The organism is Bacteroidota bacterium, from assembly GCA_016718825.1.
GTDB lineage: Bacteria > Bacteroidota > Bacteroidia > J057 > JADKCL01 > JADKCL01.
The window spans coordinates 13,106-30,027 of record JADKCL010000007.1; the positions used below are offsets into that span (position 1 = coordinate 13,106).

The window sequence follows — 16,922 nt, forward strand, 5'->3', positions numbered from 1 at the left end:
TGATTTCCATAGTTTATTGACTGACGTTGAACGTTGAAGGAGTTACAGGATGCGTGCCTACCGTTGTGCTGCCCGTGGCCGTGCAGCCGCGTGCATCGGTGACGGTCACGCTATGGGTGCCTGCGCCCACACCTGTGAGGCTGGAGGTCGTGAGGTTGCTCGGCGACCAGAGGTAGGTATAGCCCGGCGTGCCGCCGCTGGCATTGGCAAGCACCGAGGCGGTGTTTGCGTTGACGCAGACATTACCTGAGTTGGAGGGAGCAACGGTGAGCAGCGCAGGCACCGTTACCGTCACGGTGAATGCACACGTGGCGGAATTGGAGCTCGCATCGGTGGCAGTCGCTGTCACGGTGGTGACGCCTGCGCTGAATGTCGAGCCCGAAGCAGGCGAAAAGGTCACACTGCCACCTGCGCAATTGTCGGTCATCGATGCGGAATAGGTCACGGTGGCCGTGCTGACACAGCCTGGTCCTGCTGCCACGACGATGTTGCCGGGGCAAGTGACGACCGGCGCCTCATTGTCCACCACCGTTACGGTCTGCGCACAGGTGCTGGAATTTCCCATCGCATCCGTTGCAGTCCATACGACGCTCGTGTTGCCAATGGGGAAGATGCCAGGGGCGTTGCCGGTTACAGCCGCGTTGGGGGTGAGCACCGTGCCAGCGACCCAGTTGGATGCCGCGCCAGACAGCGCAAAATTGTTGAGGGTGCCGGATGTGTTGTTGCCGGAAGCATCGGCCGCCGTCGTGATGCCGGTATTGCTGGCTGTGGGCGCTCCCTCATTGAGATGATAGACACGCAGCAAGCCCGGTTCTGCATTCAGCTCCAGTTGCATATTCGCTTGAATCTGGGCTTGCGTTCTGGAATAGTCCCAGACACGGACCTCGTCAATCGCGCCATTGAACAGGCGTGACGCAAAATCGTCCTGCCCCAGCCTGAAAATGCCGCTGAGATTGATCGCAGGATGGGAGATGGGATTCACATAGCCGACGCCATTCAAATAAATCGTAGCCTGCGACGGTTCGATCACCAAGGCCACATGGTTCCAGACATTCACGTTGTAAACAGGACCGCCTGTCCAGGAGAAGGAATTGGTTTGATTATTCCAGGTATACCCGATTCTCGTCGGGTCCGAGTCGCCGATTGCAAGACCCGTGGCCACAGCGCCACTTCTCCTGAAAACGATGCCGTCGGTGGCGCTTTGCGGCCCGTTGGGTTTGATCCAGCACTCGATGGTAAGGGTGTTGGAGGTGATGTTGAAGCCATTGAATCCCACATAATCATCCCCTCCATCGAACTTAAGGCCATTGCCAAGCCCACCGCAATTGTCAGGCGCAAGGGGTGCTACGAGCGTTGTCGCGCCGGTGCAGAGGCCAGGTGAAGTGTTGATGGTCAATGCTGTGGGGCAGGTCAACGTGGGTGGTGTGACGTCATTCACCGTGACGGTGAAGGAACATGCTGCGCTGTTGCCAAAACTATCGGTCGCCGTGGCGGTGACGGTGGTCGTCCCCAATGCAAAGTCCGAACCCGAGACCGGGCTATAGGTCACCGCGTGCGTACTGCAAAGGTCTGTGGCGGTGGCAGAATAAGTGGCGGTTGCCGTGCAGTTTGTCCCCGCATTCAAGATTTGATTGCCGGGGCAAGTGATGACCGGGGCCTCATTGTCCACGACCGTGACGGTCTGCGTACAGGTGCTGGAATTTCCCATCGGATCGGTAGCAGTCCATACGACACTCGTGTTCCCCATCTGATAGGTACCGGGGGCATTGTTGGTGAAGACCGCATTGGGTATGGTCGCCGTGCCAACGACCCAGTTGGATGCCGCGCCAGACAGCGCAAAATTGTTGAGGGTGCCCGATGCGTTGTTGCCGGAAGCATCGGCCGCCGACGTGATGCCGGTATTGGTGGCTGCGGGTACTCCCTCATTGAGATGATAGACACGTAGCAAGCCCGGTTGCGCATTCAGCTCTTGTTGCATATTCGCTTGAATCTGGGCTTGGGTCCTGGAATAATTCCAAACGCGGACCTCGTCGATCACTCCATTGAACAAGCGCGACTGCAAATCGTCTTGCCCCAGCCTGAAGAGCCCGCTGAGATTGATGGCCGGATGTGGAACAGCGTTCACATAGCCCACGCCATTCAAATAGATGGTCGCTTGGCCAGGTTCGATCACCAAAGCCACATGGTTCCAGACATTTAGATTGTAAACGGGGCCACCTGTCCAGTTGTGAGTATTGGAATTGTCATTCCAGTTATAACCAATTCTGGTAGGATCCACATAGCCGATACTGAGGCCCGTGGCGACACCGGTCCCTCGCCTGTAAACGAGGCCATCGCCAATGCTTTGCGGCCCGTTGGGTTTGATCCAGCATTCGATGGTAAGGGTGTTGGTGGTGATGTTGAAGCCATTGAATGCGACATAGTCATTGCCACCATCGAAATCCAGGCCGTTGCCGATTCCGTCGCAGTTGTCCGTCGCAGCGGGGGGTAGGAGGGTTGTCGCGCCGGTGCAGAGGCCCGGTGAATTGTTGATCGTCAAGGCTGTGGGGCAGGTCAATGTCGGTGGTGTAACATCCAAATGGGTGAAACCCGCCATGCTACCTGTGCCATTCCCGTTTTCCACCGTCACGCTCCCCGATGCACTCCCCGCGACTGTTGCGGTGATCTCTGTGCTGGAATTCACCGTGAACAATGCCGCATTCGCCCCGCCGAATTTTACACCGGTCACCCCCGAAAAGTCCGTACCCGTGATCACCACCGTGGTACCGCAGGAACCGCTGCTTGGGCTGAAAGCCGTGACCGTCGGCACCTGGGCCTGCAGGGCGCCAGCGGAGAAGCCTGCCAGGGCTAGCAAAATCCAAGCACCCCTTTGTAGCAGGGCGGTCAGCGTTTTCCTTTTTCTTGTAATTCTGGTGTTTTGCATAACAAATCTCGATTTCCGCAGACCTATCCGCGCCGTTGCATCCGAAGCCATCCATGAAGTTTGCCCTGATCAGGATTCCGAATCAGGGTCGGACTTCCAGACGGGATTCATGCATGACCACAGCTAAAACGGCAGTGATCGCCACGATTGAACCGAGACAAAGTTGGGGTGGGCAGGCCTGAACGATCTTGCCAAAAAGGTGAACAATTCTGCCAAAAAAGGGCGTTTAGCGTGTCTTTGCGAAGGAAATTACATGTTTCCTCTTGCCAAGGGCTCCTTTCCGAAGCGTTGCCGGAAAAGTTTGGAGAAGTAGGCAGGGGTATCAAAGCCTGACATCAGTGCACCTTGCTTGATGGATCCCGCCTTGCCGCTATCCAACAATTCGCGGCCGACTTGCAGCCTGATTTCTTGCACGTATTTCCCGGGCCCCATCCCTGTGAGCTTGTTCAGGTTCCGGGTAAATGTGCGGACGCTCTGATGGAATTGTTCTGCGAGAAGGTCTGTGGACAGCCTTGTGTCGGTGACACGTTCCCTGACGAATGTTTCGATGGCTTGGAGCCAAATCAGGTCTGCAGGGCTGAGCGCTTGGCCCGGTTCTTCTGCTTCGTCCACATCGTTGCCTTCGGGTTCAAGCGTGTTTCTCGCCTCGACGTGATGGAGCAAGTTGAGGATGCGAATCTTCAGCTCTTCCTCGTCGAATGGCTTGGTGATGTAGTCGTCCACGCCTGCACGCAACACCAGGAGGCGTTCTTCACGGCCGCTGCGGGCGGTGAGCACCATCACCGGAATGGAGAAAAACCGTGGGTCCGTCCGTAAGCGATGGATCAAGGAAAACCCATCCATCACGGGCATCATCAGGTCGGTGAGCACCAGTGAGATTTCCCGATGTTCAGCCAGCAGCAACAGGGCTTCTTCCCCGTTGCCTGCCAGCAAAATTTCGTAATCGGGTGCCAAAATCGAGCTGAGAAAGGTCGCAAGCTGCGGATTGTCTTCGACGATGAGCAGGGAATGCCGCCGGCTGAGTACCGGGGGGGCCAGATTCTCGAGGTCGGATGTTGTTGCAAGTTGCGAAGGATCCAGCGGCAAGGCATCCATGTTCAACGCGCCGTAAACCTTGGGCATGGTGAAAACAAACTCCGAACCTACGCCGCGCTTGCTTTCCACTTCGATGTGGCCCTGCATCAATTCGGCGTAGTCCCGGGCCAGCGAGAGGCCGATCCCGGAGCCGCCCGCCATGTATTTTTTGCCTTCCTCGGCTTGGTAAAACCGCTCAAAGATCAGCGGCAACTCCGCCTCGGCGATTCCTTTTCCCGTATCCTTCACGGAAAACGAAATGTTGTCTTGGGTCTCCAGGACCTCCAATGTCACCGTTCCATTCTTGTCGGTGAACTTGAAAGCATTGGAAAGCAGGTTGGTGAGGATGCGCCACAGCCCCTTGTGGTCGGCTTGAATCACAAGGTCGGGCTTGCATTCGACCTTGCGCAGGAAAGTGAGACCCCTTCGATGTGCTTCCTCGCTGAAGGGCAGGGTCAATTCCTCCAGAAATCGTCCCAAATGCACCGGACCGAGGTTCAGGACCAAGTCGCCCTTTTCAAGCCGGGAAATGTCGAGCATTTCCTCGATGGATGAAAGCAGTTTTTTACTGTTTTCCTTGACGATGCTGAGGTCGTGTTGTACCGGATCGTCGGATTTCAGCTTTTGGGATGCCGCATTGATCGGACCGAGGATCAGCGTGAGCGGTGTGCGCAGTTCGTGGGAAACATTGGCGAAGAACCGCGACTTGGCCTCGTCGAGCTTCGCCAATTCCTGTGCTTGCTGCTCGATACGGGCCTTGTCTTCTCGGATTACCTCTGTGCGCGACTCCACCTCCCGCTCCAGCGCGATCCTTCTGCGTTTCAAGTTGCGAAATCGGACATAAACGAAGAAAAATGGCAAGCTCACCACCAGCAGGATAAACCAGATGCTGCGATAAAATGGCAGGGCCACATGCACCGGAATCACGATCTCCTCGGGCAACCAGTTTCCACGCGGGGTGCGTGCACGGATGCGAATCTTGAAATCCCCCGACGGCCATGCATCGATGCGGATGGTGTTTTCGGAGGTATATTTCCAGCGTTCGCTTTGTCCCTCGACAAGGTAGCTGTAGGCCGCCTGCCCCGGGGCATCCCAATCGAGCAAGGCAAAGCTGATTTCAACGTCGTTTCCAGACGAAGGCAACTCCAGCGTTTCGCCGGGTTTCCATGCCTGCGCCGTCGCGGCAGTCAAGCTGTCGCCTTGCAATTGTCGGATGGAAATGAGCCGAAAAGGAGGCTGAACCTGTGCGGTGGGCTGAATCGAATCGGGGTGGAAGGATACAATCCCGTTTACCGTCCCGAAATAATACCTCCCATCCGGATCCTCAAAGAATGCTCCCGAATTGAACTCTTCCTCTCCGATGCCATCTTCCTTGTGATAGACGTTGATCCTTCCATCCAGCTTGCTGATGGACATGAGGCCATAGTCGCTGCTCAACCACAACCGCTGATGCTTGTCCTCGACGACTTTGTAAATCGTTTCATTGCTGAGACCGTCCTTGTGTCCGTAAGCAGTCCATTCCCCGGTGGCAATGTTCATTTTGATCAGGCCCCGGTTTTGTGTGCCGACCCAGAGCATCCCTTCACCGTCTTCATGGACGTCATAGACCCTTACACCGGAAGGTTTTTGGCCTGCCGGGGTGAACCGGAACCATTGCCTTTGACGGGTGCGTGGATCGTAGGACACAAGACCTTCGCTGCTGCAAATCCACCAGTTTCCATTGCTTGCCTTTTCCATGCCATAGACTGAGGTATGGTTGAGCGGGTCTTCGGGCGTGTCGGCAAAAGCATGTTTTGCCTCCTTGTCGAGGGGATCCGCTGTAAAAAGGCCGCCGAGCAGGGTACAAATCCAGATTTTGCCCCCGGGTTCCTCGATGACGTTTCTGACTTCACCAGACCCATCCGGCACGAGACAATATCTTTTGACGCCTTGATGGGGACTCCAGAGCGTGGCGGCCCATTCACCGAGCCATTTGGCCTTGCCATCATCGGCCTTGCTGTTGCTGATGCTCAGGCCCATCAAGTTCCAAGGTTCATCATCCAGATGTTTCCCGATCTTCAGATGACGTGTCGCCCCTGATTTTGGGGACATCATGAAAAAGCCCATGTAGGTACCTACGATCAGGCTGTCGCTGATCCGGTCTATGTCCCGTACGCTGATCCTGTCGACGGCATCCGAACCGGTGAGGTAGTTGCGGAAATGGCGCGGCCTGCGGCTGAGGATGAAAAAACCATTGTTGGTGACGACCAATGCAACTTTGCCGAGGGTAATCACTTGATTGATCGTGGTAAATGAACGCGATGATTCCCCTTGCAAGATGTTCGTTTCCACGATGTGAAACTGGTCATCCAGAAAGTCGATCCGCTTCTCATTGAATAAATAATAACCGTCATGCGCCCGACTCAAGTACGGAGGCCATTGTAACATCTCCGCGGCCTCGTAAGGCGCAACTGCCTGCTTCAGCTGTTGTGACATCGATTCGATTTCATGCACGCCCTGAGGGTCTGCGCGCAGGATGTGTCCCCCTCTTTGTCCATCGTTCTCATCGACCAAGCGTATCAGAACGCCGTTTCCGTCCCATGGCCGCAAGAATTGCATCGTTCCCGCCAAGACCACCTTCGAACGATCCAATACCTTGGGCGGCAAATACCACAGCCCTTCCCCGCGATGGAAAAAATGGCTGCCATTCTCGGAAACCTCGATGATCCCATCGATCCGACCCAGGTTGCGTTCCCCAAAAGCTTTCCAGCCATCGGCGGGTGACCATCTCCAATTTTCGCCGGGATGGTTGGAAACAACGATGACGGAATCATTCACCGCGACGAGGATGTCGATCTTGGTCGGATCAAAAGGGAAATTCAGCTCCGGGCGCTTGGTTTCCAGCGGTTGGAGGGTATGCCAATCCATTAGCCCCAGTCCGCCCTCTGCCGAAACGTACCAAAGCGTATGGTCCTTCAGGCAGCGGATGTTGATGATGTTGTTTCCGTTCAAGCCACTTTCCTCCTTCGAGAAACGTTGGAAGGAATAGCCATCGAAGCGATTGAGCCCATAGCCGGTACCGATCCACAGAAAACCCGCTGCATCCTGTGCGGCGAATTTCACTGACCTGGACGACAATCCTTGCTCGAGAGAATAGTGCTGGATGAAAAAATTGTCTGGGCTCGTCTGACCCGCAACCCAATAGGGTAGGTGCAAGCCCAAAAGGATTATGAACAAGGATAGGTGTCTCAGAACCAAGCCTTGCATTCGACAAAAACGGTTGAATCTGAAGACGTCGTTGATGATCGAAACAGCTTAAGGCCAAATCCTTTTCTGGCCTATAATCAAAGGCAAGCTAGCACCTTCGCATGGATTTCCCTCGATTTTTTGAAGCGAACACTCGAATTCGTGGATCAGGAGGGGTTCTCCCGCCCGATTCCAACGGCGAAGTACACGGGGGCTTGTGCCCCAACTTCGAAACAGATGGCAACCCAATAGGTTGCTGATCTGACGGACTTTTGAATAGGCGGCCCGCCAGGGCGGGCCGCAAACTGTGGGGGCCGCTTTGCACCCGAGGCTTCCACCTCGGGCTACCGATAGACGGCCCCTTCGGGGCGGAAAAGCCAAGGGCTGTAAATTGCTACTGTTCAGTAATTTAGTGTCTTGTTATAGTAGAACGCAAAGAGCCGCAAAGTCGGGTTTCATTTGACTTTGCGGCTCTTTGCGCCGGCGCCTGTCCCGCGAGCGGGGCACCTTTGAGGTTGAATCTACCTCAATCCACAATCAGCCTAAACACCTTCCGTTGTCCAACCTCCGAAGTCACCTCCACCACATAAGTCCCCGCCGCCACGGCGCGCAAATCCAGCTTCATTGCATGATCAAGCTCCGAAACCTGCTGCGCCAAAATCTGGCGGCCAAACATGTCGTGGACCGTCACCGTCACGCCATAGCCGATCGGCGAAGCCGTCCGCAACCAAACTTCCCCATCCGTCGGATTGGGATACAGCGCCAAATCAGCCCATTCGCCGAGCTGATTTGCGATGCCGACGATGGTGATGTTGACCGTGTCGGTCACCGCTGTGCAGCCATTGGTATCGGTCACGGAGAGGGAGTAGCTTCCCGTTGTCGTGGCGGTATAGCTGTTGGCATTCGCGCCGCTGATGTTGCTACCGTTGAGGAGCCATTGGTAGGTGGTCCAAGTTTGAACCGATGTGAGCGTATTGCCGGATTGGGAAATCGTCGGATTCAAAACAAAGGCACTGACAGTGACGGTATGCGTGCTCGTGCAGCCGCTGCCATCCGTCACGGTGACCACGTAGTTGCCCGGACCGACATTGCTGAGGTCTTCGGTCGTGGCGCCATTGTCCCAGAGATAGGTAAATCCGCCGAGGCAGGTGCTGCCACCCGAAACGCTCAGGTCGATGCTGCCTTCGGTGCCATTCGGGCAACTCAAGGTCGAAGTCGCCGTCGTCACGATCGCAGGTGCAGCCGTCAAAGTGACGCTCGCCACGGAAGTCGTTCCGGCAAAGTCCGTTACCGTTACGGTATAGGTGCCCGCCCCCAAGCCGCTTGCGATGGAGGAAGTCGCACCATTGCTCCATAGATAGGTGTAGCCAGGGCATCCGCCGAATCCATTCGCTGTTGCAATCCCATCCGTTCCGTTGGCGCAGCTCACATTGAATCCGCAGGCCGTGGTATCTGTTGTTGCTGTCGCCGTAATTGCCTGACCGAGCACCGTCACCGACGCTGCGCAAGTCGAAAAATTTCCCATGACATCCGTGACGGTCAAGAAGACCGTGTTGGCGCCCGCATTGCTGCAGGTAAACGTTGTCTGACTCAAGGTGAGGCCATTGACAGCGCAATTGTCGGTGCTGCCATTGTCCACTGCGGCTGCGGTGGTGCTTGCATTTCCCGTCGAATCCAATGTCAAGGTAAGCGACTGACAAACAGCAGTCGGCGCAACGCTGTCCACGACAACTGTAACGGGAACCCTTACTGAATTCGTACAGGTTGCGGCATTGTAGGTCAGGATCACTTGCCCATTGCCTGTGCGTACGCCCGCAGCAATTGCGCCGCCGGTCACGCCACCGATGTAGGCCGATCCGCCGCCACCGCCGCCGCCAGCCCAAGCACCGCCGCCACCACCTGCACCACCGCCGCCGCCGCCACCACCATAGTAGCCGCCGCCACCGCCGCCGCCGCCCGAACCGGTATAGCCGCCGCATCCGATTACGCCGTTGCCGCCGTTTCCACCCACGCCCAAGGCGCCTGTAACACCGGTCACGCCAGAAGTGCTGCAATTCGAATTGCCAGCTCCACCATTGCCGCCATTGCTTGCCGTTGCACCAATCCCACCAGCACCGCCATTGCCGCAGCCGGCACCTTGGGTACCGCTGACGCCGGACGTGCCGCCACCGTTGCCGCCGGATCCGCCCGGACCTTGCAAGCATGAACCTTGAGGAGCACCTGCGCCACCTCCACCACCGGGCGCCACAATGACGCGATCGGTCAAGGCAGTTCCGACCAAACGCACATCAGAAGCACCGCCGCCAGCGCCGCTCGGGAAGGAGGGACTTCCGCCAACGCCAAGACCCGGTGTGCCGGGAATACCACCTCCATTGTAGCCATTTTGTCCGCCGACATAGATGTTCAAAACTTGGCCCGGGGTGACCGCCAATGTGCCGGTAGCGCTGCCGCCGAGTCCGCCGGTGCCGCCGGGTTGTGCGCCATTGAGGGTGCCCGCAGTACCTTGCGCGCCAAAGGCTTGAATGTCGATCGAGGTCACGCCAACAGGAACCGTAAACGTCTGCACGCCACCGGTGAAGTTGAAGGTATTGGTCCCACTTGCTCCGGAAACCGCTTCGGCATAATACATTGCCGTTCCTGAAGGTGAAACGGCAAAATTGGCGCCGCTCGCGCTTGTGCCGAGGGGAGAGCCGCCTACGGCAACGGTGTACCAATCGATGTTATTGCCCGTGGAGGTAGCATTCAATTGGGCAACGTCACCGGGACAAATCATGCCCGGCGTAGCCGTGACATTGCTCGGTGTGGCGCAAGGGCCTTGGGAAAACAAGCCTGTTGGCAGAATTCCCGCGAACAGGAGCAGCAAGCAAAACGTTTTGAGATGTAGCTTTTGAATCATTCTTTTCAATTTTTGAATATGTAGTTCATCCAAGTTGGACGCACGAGGCCCAATCGACCTGAAGTTGGAGAAACAAGATAGGGAAAAGGAGCGTGAGTGGCGCAAGGCCCATCGGAATTTATTTGCAAGTGGTTCGCAATTGGGTGCCGGTAGGTTTACCTTTATGATTTTGCAGACCTGCCAAGCGTTTAGAGTTACGTTTTTCGCCAGTTGAGCTGGACATCAAGTGGAACTTAAACGCACAAGGCATTTATTTACAGCTGATGAAACTTCAATTCCTTTCACATATTTCACCGATTGGCAGTGATGTCAATACCAATTCGATGAATGTGATGCGGCTTTATTTATTTGAGCCAGCGGAGGTCGTTGGTTTGCAATCGGCCATTCGGCATACCTTGCTGATCTCGATGGAGCCACTGGTCCTTGATTCATTGCCATTTGTCCAAGCTGAGAATTGTCGGCTGACTTTGCGAATTGCCGATCATGATGCTGGCATTTCCACCGAAGATGCGTTTCAATTTTATTGCGACCTATTGCCATCCAGCTACGAAGAAATGCTTGGGCTGTTGCAACCTTTTACCTCCGCGTCCTTGAACACATATCAGTGGCTTTACGACCTACCATGTGAGATCGAATTGCTGATTTCACCTACGGGGCAATGGTAATTTGTTGTTGGTCAATTAGTCCCTGCTAATGCAATTTGTAATCGTGATCGTAATTTATCCCCGTTGTGTAGGGACAGGTCGTCCCGATTCTCGGGATCCCTACACAACGGGATTGGAAATCAATGATGTATTCCAATCGTGCTTCTTGTTGATTCCCCATTCGCATACATCCCCAAAATCCCTATCTTTGAATCAACCGCCATTTTCGAGGCTACAAAATTCGAAGGAAAATGATCGACCGCGACATAGAAAGGGAATTGCTGCCGTTGCTGGGTTCGGGGGAAGAAATCCTCTGGGCTGCGCGTCCGCAAACGGGGATCAAATTGCGTACCTCGGATGCAGTTATGATCCCGTTCAGCATTGTTTGGTGCGGTTTTAGCATCTTTTGGGTGGTAATGGCTTATTCAATGGATGCGCCAATTCCCTTTGTGCTCTTTGGCGTTCCCTTCGTTTTCATCGGACTATATCTGGTATTCGGACGTTTTTTTGCAGATGCCAACCGTCGGGCCAAAACCATTTATGCCTTCACCCGCGAGCGTGTCATCATCCGCACGGGTGGGGGCAATACGACAGTCGAATCGATTCCCATTGCAAGTCTCGCCGAATTGACGCTCGAACAAAAGGCGGATGGCAGCGGGACCATTTTGCTGCGTCCCGATATCAGTACGCCTGGCGCATTGAACTATTCGCACAATTTCAATTCGAGCCGCGGACCCGCAAGGTATGTGAAACAAGGGCCCCGCCTCGAAATGATTGACAACGTGCAATCGGTCTATCAGCGCCTGCTCGACTTGCAACGGCAAATTCGGGTCTGAGAAATTTACCTTGGTACAAGCGATGGAATCCACGACACTGCTGAATGACCTCCTCTCTCGCGATGCCACCAAAATCTGGTCGGCTGCCGGTGCAATATTGAACAGTTGGGATCGCCCGATGCTGCTGGAATTGGCCCAACAGCTTCCTGAAATTCGGGAGAAAACCAAGGGCATTGACCTCGGCGGATTGCTGCATCCCAATTCCGTTCACCTTGAGAATGCCCTTCGCCGCATCGAATATGTCCGTGATTCAGAAGCCTGCCTCTGCAAATTGTACGGCGCCACACAATTCGACAATCCCCATCAGGAATCCGAACGCGGTCATGTGAAAATCCTGGAAACCAAATTTGCAGACGGCTATTATGTTGATTTTTATACCTGCGAATGCCAACATTGCCATGCAAAGTACAAGGTCAGCGAGCGGGAATACCATTATACATTTTGGACTTGGTCGGTTTTGGATCAAGTCTCCTAATAGGTATTCGGGTAGAAAAATCTTGCCACGAAGACACAAAGGCACAAAGGTGAAATGCTTTCCTTCGTGTCTTCGTGCCTTCGTGGCCAAATTCTAACCAAAAAAACGGCAAAATCATTATATTGCCTACTATTCAATCACTAGGTATGAAAAATCGTCTGCGTTCAATCGCTCTCACACTCGCACTCACGCTCCCTCTCACACTCATTTACGCCCAGTCATTTCCTGGCCTAAACTGGTCCTACGCATTGCCTGCGCCATCTTTTGGTTCGGCAGCATCGGCAGATGTGGATGAAGACGGTTTCCTCGAAATCATCTTCACCACCTATACCGCCGACGGCAAGGCCCACTGCCTGAACGCCGAAGATGGCACCGTTCGCTGGACTTTTGACATCGGTGGCTGCGGTGATGTGGCGCCGCTGATTTATGATTTTAATCAGGACGATACGTTGGACGTCTTCATCAACGGCAGTTGCAACCCCACCTGCTTTTGCATCAATGCCCGCACTGGACGCCTGTTGTGGTCGATGCCTTCGGGTGGAGGCGATTCGCCACCCACCGTTGCGGACATTGACGGGGACAACAAACCGGAGATCCTCTTCGGCAACTTCTCCGGCCAAGTCCGCATTCTCAACGGCGAAGATGGCAGCCTCAACCGCACCGTCATCTTTGCACCCGGGATCGGTGCGATTCAAACCGAACCGACCATCGGCGACTTGGATGGCGACGGCGACCTCGACTTCATCGCCTGCAACCACTTCAACAATGGTGGATTTTATACTTGGGCCTACGATTACGCCACCGACGACACCCTCTGGACGAATTACAAATTCGATACCGCGGCCACATATTATGCTTACCATGGCGGCGTTTTGGCAGACGTGGACAACGATACCAAACTCGAATATGTAATCGGTGACAATGCCGGCGCCATTCGGGCCTTGAATGCAGAGGACGGTTCGGTACTTTGGGAAGTCACGGGCCTCACCAACGTCATTTCGGCCCTTTCCTGCGCCAATTTCGACAATGATCCCGCCTTGGAAATCGTCTATTCCAACAACGATTACATCCTCCCTTACGACGACCATATCGGGCTGCTCGATGGAGCAACGGGCAATTTGGATTGGTCCTATCCGCTTGGTCTTTTCGGCGTTCAGGGGCGTCGCAATATCCGACATCAATGGCAATGGCAAACTTGATTGTGTATCCGGACATTATATGGGCGAAGTCATTGCGGTCGAACCCTTTACGGGATTGATTTGGAACTTTGATGCTGACCCTTTGTTGCCGTCGGGTTTGCCTTATTGGGATGTGGACCACGGCCCTGTCATTGCCGATTTTGACCATAATGGCACGATGGATGTATTTATGGTCGCAGGCTACGGCACCTATTTCCCGGATTCGCAGAATGTCGGCGTCGCCTTCTGCATCGAAGGCGGCCAAAATGCCACCGGCTGCCCCGAATGGCGGATGTTCCGGCAAGACGTCGAACGCAGCGGCTACCTTTCCGACCAAGACATTGCGGCAAGCTGCGCCCAAGTGAGCGTGGAAGCACCGGTTGCACCGGGAGCCACCGCTTATCCCAATCCTGCGACGAATTCCATTCGCTTTGAATGGCCATCTCACACGACGGAGCCCGCAAAACTGACGATTTTTGACCTCCAAGGTAGGATCGTCGCCGCGGAGGCAGCCTACAATATCGGCGAAAGGGTCGGATTGGAGATGGCTCCCGGGATGTATTTCTGGCGCTTGCTGCAGGGTGGGGAAAGCACATCCGGGAAGATCGAGGTTGTGCGGTAGGGGGGACGAACTTTAGAATTCAATTTCTGGCCACCACAAGGCACCAAGACACCAAGGGATAAGCGGTACATCTTTGTGTCTTGGTGCCTTCGTGGCGAAAACTCAGCCCAAAAACCATACATTTCAATATGAAATCAGTCCTCCTCGCACTCACCCTCACACTCGCTCTCACACCGTGCGAAGCACTTGCCCAGCCCACGATCACCATGTGCAACCGCACATTCATCAACGCTGAATTTATCAATTACCATACCATCCAATACGACACCTTTGGTGTCACGGCAGGAGTGGGCGGTGCCAATGCTGTCTGGGATTATTCAAATTTGGCAACGCAGAGTTCAATGGCGAATTTTGAAGGGTTTTATTATCCACAGAATACGCCTTACGGGTTCTTTTTCCTTTTTGCCAATATTGCTTCGAACTTTGATCTCAATTACAGTTTCAAGTATTATGCCTATTTGCCCAATGCGATCACCTATTACGGGTTTCATTATTCGCAGCAGGATTGCAACAAATACAGCGATCCTGCTTTGGAAGTAGTCTGTCCGATGAATTTCATGGATGCTTTTTACGATACTTATGGAGGTCGAAATTGCCAAAATGTCTATTTTTCGGGGGCTCGATCCGTTTCGTATGATGGATTTGGAACCCTGATGTTGCCTTCGATGACAGTGCAAAATGTGGTGAGGTTGCATACTTTGGATACAATGACCATTGCGGGAATAGCCCATTACCGCGAGACCTACAGTTGGTATGAAACTTGGCGCTATCTCCCGCATTTTACGATTGTGCGCGAGCGCATTGCAGGAACGTCCAATTCTACTTTTACCGCGACGCGGTACGATCTTTTAATGTGAATTCTACCGCCGAGGGGATTGGGGCTGAATCTGGTATTGTGCTGTTTCCCAACCCAGTCAACGATTTTTTGACGGTCACTGCGCCTGCGAATCTGAAAGCCAGGCATTTTGTGATTGCTGATGTAGCCGGGCGGGAACTTCGGAGGTTCTCATTGGACGGGGTACGGACCGCTGTTTCGATGGAAGGTTTGACCACTGGGATTTATTTGTTTCGTGTTTTGGATTTCAAGGGGAATTTGGTGGATTCGGGGACGTTGGTAAAGGAATGAGGTTGCTGTTGGGTTTGCATGTGTTGGCCTTGACTCCCGTGGACATCGAAGAGACTTGGAGGCAAGTCGCGAAATGGATTCCAGATTGCAAGGTGATCTTGCGTTAAGGTCCGAGCTCAAAGGCAAATAGGCCGGCTGAATTTAACAAAACCTCCTACTTCCCACCCCGCCCCTTTTTTTCGGGCGCAGCCTTCGTGGGCACTTGCGCGGGTGGGGTCTGCAAACTGTCGGTGGGAGTGGTTGCTTCTTCCTCGGTCACGGATGTCGCATCCTTCTTGAATTCAGCGGTGATGTCCAATTCGAAGGGTTTATCGGCAGCTACGGTCACCTCACGTGAAAGCAGTGCACCGCTGACTTCAATGTCGATTTGATTGACACCGAGGCTCAGATTCAGCTGTGAGGGTGACTGATAGGTTCGCATTTCACCCTGCGGATTCGTGACCGTAATAAAGTATTCCGGTTGGGTCGGGTTCACGAATTTTGCAGCCGCCGCCGGTCCTGTCAATTGATATTGGATCTGCTGTGAAGGATGTGTTTCATCCACCACAAACTTTCCGCTCGCATCCTCGTGTCCGGGAACGGATATGATATAGTGAAACTCGCCATATTCCGCATTCAGCGGCTTTCCTTTGGCGTTGAGACGCACGGGTTGACCATTCACTTTGAGCGTGGCACCTTCCGGTAAACCTTGGAAACCTACCTGACCTTTGCCCTTGGATTGTGCGTATTTGCTGTTGATCGACTCGGTTTTGAGTTTCCCGTTTTCCTCCGAAAGGGTGACCAAACTCGATTCCTCCAAATCCAACAAGGAATACCAGGCATTTCCCCGGAATCCCTTGACCTCCTTGTATTTGGAACCTTTGTCATAGGGATTCCATGCCGTCCACATCACCCTGTCTTGCGGATCAAAATAGGAGCCATTCGCGTTGAAATCCAGCAGCACGCAATTGACACCGTCCGCACCTTTGGCCGACATGTAGCTGGGATTCTGCAAATAGTGTTTTCCCTCTTTTTCAAATACCGTCAAGTCCTGATTGTCGCCCAAGTGAAAGGAATAATGCTTCGAAGGAATAATTTTAGGCTGCAATTCCGTGACTGTGGTCCAGTTCCAAGTCGTGACATGTCGATATGCTCCACGGTAGGCGGTATAAAACTGCGTTTGGTAGGTCGTTTGCGTGCTTTTGGTGGATGGGTTGTACCTCGATGTCGCAACCATGCGCGAGGCCTGATAGGGTTGGGAGTACCATTGCATCGTGTAGCTCGGATAATAACGCGAGACGGTACGCGGAACCCAAACCACGGAGCGATGATCAAAATAGCGTTTGTCATCTGTCGTTGCAGTGGCGGTCAAAACTTTGCCATCCGCGGCCTTGACGGTGATTTGGTCACCTGCCCCTTTGGAAAAAGTGAGTTCTTTGCCTTTGAAGTTGACCTTGACCTCGCCACCGGAAGCCGGCAATTCCCGACCGGAAATTTGTGGTTTTGCCCAGCCATATTGCTCAAAAATGTCCGCGCCGACTTCGAAGGGTGTTGCCGTCGAAACGTTGGGCGCGTCTGACGCCCGCGACATGCGCTTGAGGGTCTGCGCGTGCAGGGGGGAAATGAAGAAGAGAAAACCGAAAAGGAAAGGGAGTGAATGTTTCATGTTTCTTTCAATGAATTGAATGCAAAGGTAATGATTTAAGTGCCTAAAAATAAGGGGAGTTTGTGAAAAATCCGCTGCATTTGTGTCATATTTCTGTAGGGCCGTTGAATGTTTGCTTATGGAGTAGTTTGTTTATAATGAGTGGTTTTTGCTTTTCGCCGGAGGCAAATGTTCGATAGCCCTGCGGCAGGATGCCGCGGGCTCACTTAATAGCTTGGTGTCTTGGTGCCTTGGTGGCCAGACTACCCCACAACCCCAGTCAAAAAAATCCCTATCTT

11 protein-coding genes are annotated in these 16,922 nt (G+C 54.0%); 7 read left to right on the top strand and 4 right to left on the bottom strand.

The genetic code is table 11. The features are described from left to right. Window positions 1-13 precede the first annotated feature (13 nt). The 3 genes from IPN95_09645 to IPN95_09655 all read right to left on the bottom strand — a co-directional run bounded on the left by IPN95_09645 (window position 14) and on the right by IPN95_09655 (window position 10,118). Complete coding sequence (locus tag IPN95_09645) at window positions 14-2,854, bottom strand: HYR domain-containing protein (protein ID MBK9449666.1); 2,841 nt, start codon at window positions 2,852-2,854, stop codon at window positions 14-16. Window positions 2,855-3,172: 318 nt separating this feature from the next. Beyond that, a complete protein-coding gene (locus IPN95_09650) occupies window positions 3,173-7,099 on the bottom strand; it encodes a response regulator (GenBank protein ID MBK9449667.1) in 3,927 nt (1,308 codons plus the stop codon). Window positions 7,100-7,748: 649 nt separating this feature from the next. Beyond that, entirely contained in the window at window positions 7,749-10,118 is a 2,370-nt protein-coding gene (locus IPN95_09655) for a T9SS type A sorting domain-containing protein (protein ID MBK9449668.1), read from the bottom strand. 263 nt (window positions 10,119-10,381) lie between these two features. Here IPN95_09655 and IPN95_09660 point away from each other — a divergent pair, with 263 nt between their 5' ends. From IPN95_09660 to IPN95_09690, 7 genes are all read left to right on the top strand, one after another. Further along, on the top strand, window positions 10,382-10,783 hold the full coding sequence (locus tag IPN95_09660) for a hypothetical protein (GenBank protein ID MBK9449669.1): 402 nt from the start codon (window positions 10,382-10,384) through the stop codon (window positions 10,781-10,783). A gap of 230 nt (window positions 10,784-11,013) precedes the next feature. Further along, window positions 11,014-11,598: a hypothetical protein gene (locus tag IPN95_09665; protein ID MBK9449670.1), complete on the top strand. Its 585-nt coding sequence runs from the start codon at window positions 11,014-11,016 to the stop codon at window positions 11,596-11,598. Between the two features lie 22 nt (window positions 11,599-11,620). After that, the gene (locus IPN95_09670) at window positions 11,621-12,073 is read left to right on the top strand and encodes a hypothetical protein (GenBank protein MBK9449671.1); all 453 of its coding nucleotides are present in this window, start codon (window positions 11,621-11,623) and stop codon (window positions 12,071-12,073) included. A 146-nt stretch (window positions 12,074-12,219) separates the two neighbouring features. Next, window positions 12,220-13,272: a PQQ-like beta-propeller repeat protein gene (locus IPN95_09675; GenBank protein ID MBK9449672.1), complete on the top strand. Its 1,053-nt coding sequence runs from the start codon at window positions 12,220-12,222 to the stop codon at window positions 13,270-13,272. A gap of 19 nt (window positions 13,273-13,291) precedes the next feature. Continuing rightward, window positions 13,292-13,873, top strand: a complete 582-nt coding sequence (locus IPN95_09680; GenBank protein MBK9449673.1) for a T9SS type A sorting domain-containing protein — start codon at window positions 13,292-13,294, stop codon at window positions 13,871-13,873. Window positions 13,874-14,001: 128 nt separating this feature from the next. Next, window positions 14,002-14,730: a hypothetical protein gene (locus IPN95_09685; GenBank protein MBK9449674.1), complete on the top strand. Its 729-nt coding sequence runs from the start codon at window positions 14,002-14,004 to the stop codon at window positions 14,728-14,730. Beyond that, on the top strand, window positions 14,727-14,999 hold the full coding sequence (locus IPN95_09690; GenBank protein ID MBK9449675.1) for a T9SS type A sorting domain-containing protein: 273 nt from the start codon (window positions 14,727-14,729) through the stop codon (window positions 14,997-14,999). Before IPN95_09685 ends, IPN95_09690 begins: the two co-directional genes overlap by 4 nt. A gap of 154 nt (window positions 15,000-15,153) precedes the next feature. On the opposite strand, the gene IPN95_09695 is transcribed toward IPN95_09690, so the two are convergent. Then, a complete protein-coding gene (locus IPN95_09695) occupies window positions 15,154-16,644 on the bottom strand; it encodes a hypothetical protein (protein ID MBK9449676.1) in 1,491 nt (496 codons plus the stop codon). Window positions 16,645-16,922 lie beyond the last annotated feature (278 nt).

Excerpts from the sequence above, each read along its gene's own strand:
- IPN95_09655 (MBK9449668.1), bottom strand. The coding sequence starts at position 10,118 with ATGATTCAAAAGCTACATCTCAAAACGTTTTGCTTGCTGCTCCTGTTC.
- IPN95_09660 (MBK9449669.1), top strand. The coding sequence starts at position 10,382 with ATGAAACTTCAATTCCTTTCACATATTTCACCGATTGGCAGTGATGTC.
- IPN95_09665 (MBK9449670.1), top strand. The coding sequence starts at position 11,014 with ATGATCGACCGCGACATAGAAAGGGAATTGCTGCCGTTGCTGGGTTCG.
- IPN95_09670 (MBK9449671.1), top strand. The coding sequence starts at position 11,621 with ATGGAATCCACGACACTGCTGAATGACCTCCTCTCTCGCGATGCCACC.
- IPN95_09675 (MBK9449672.1), top strand. The coding sequence starts at position 12,220 with ATGAAAAATCGTCTGCGTTCAATCGCTCTCACACTCGCACTCACGCTC.
- IPN95_09680 (MBK9449673.1), top strand. The coding sequence starts at position 13,292 with ATGGGCGAAGTCATTGCGGTCGAACCCTTTACGGGATTGATTTGGAAC.
- IPN95_09685 (MBK9449674.1), top strand. The coding sequence starts at position 14,002 with ATGAAATCAGTCCTCCTCGCACTCACCCTCACACTCGCTCTCACACCG.
- IPN95_09695 (MBK9449676.1), bottom strand. The coding sequence starts at position 16,644 with ATGAAACATTCACTCCCTTTCCTTTTCGGTTTTCTCTTCTTCATTTCC.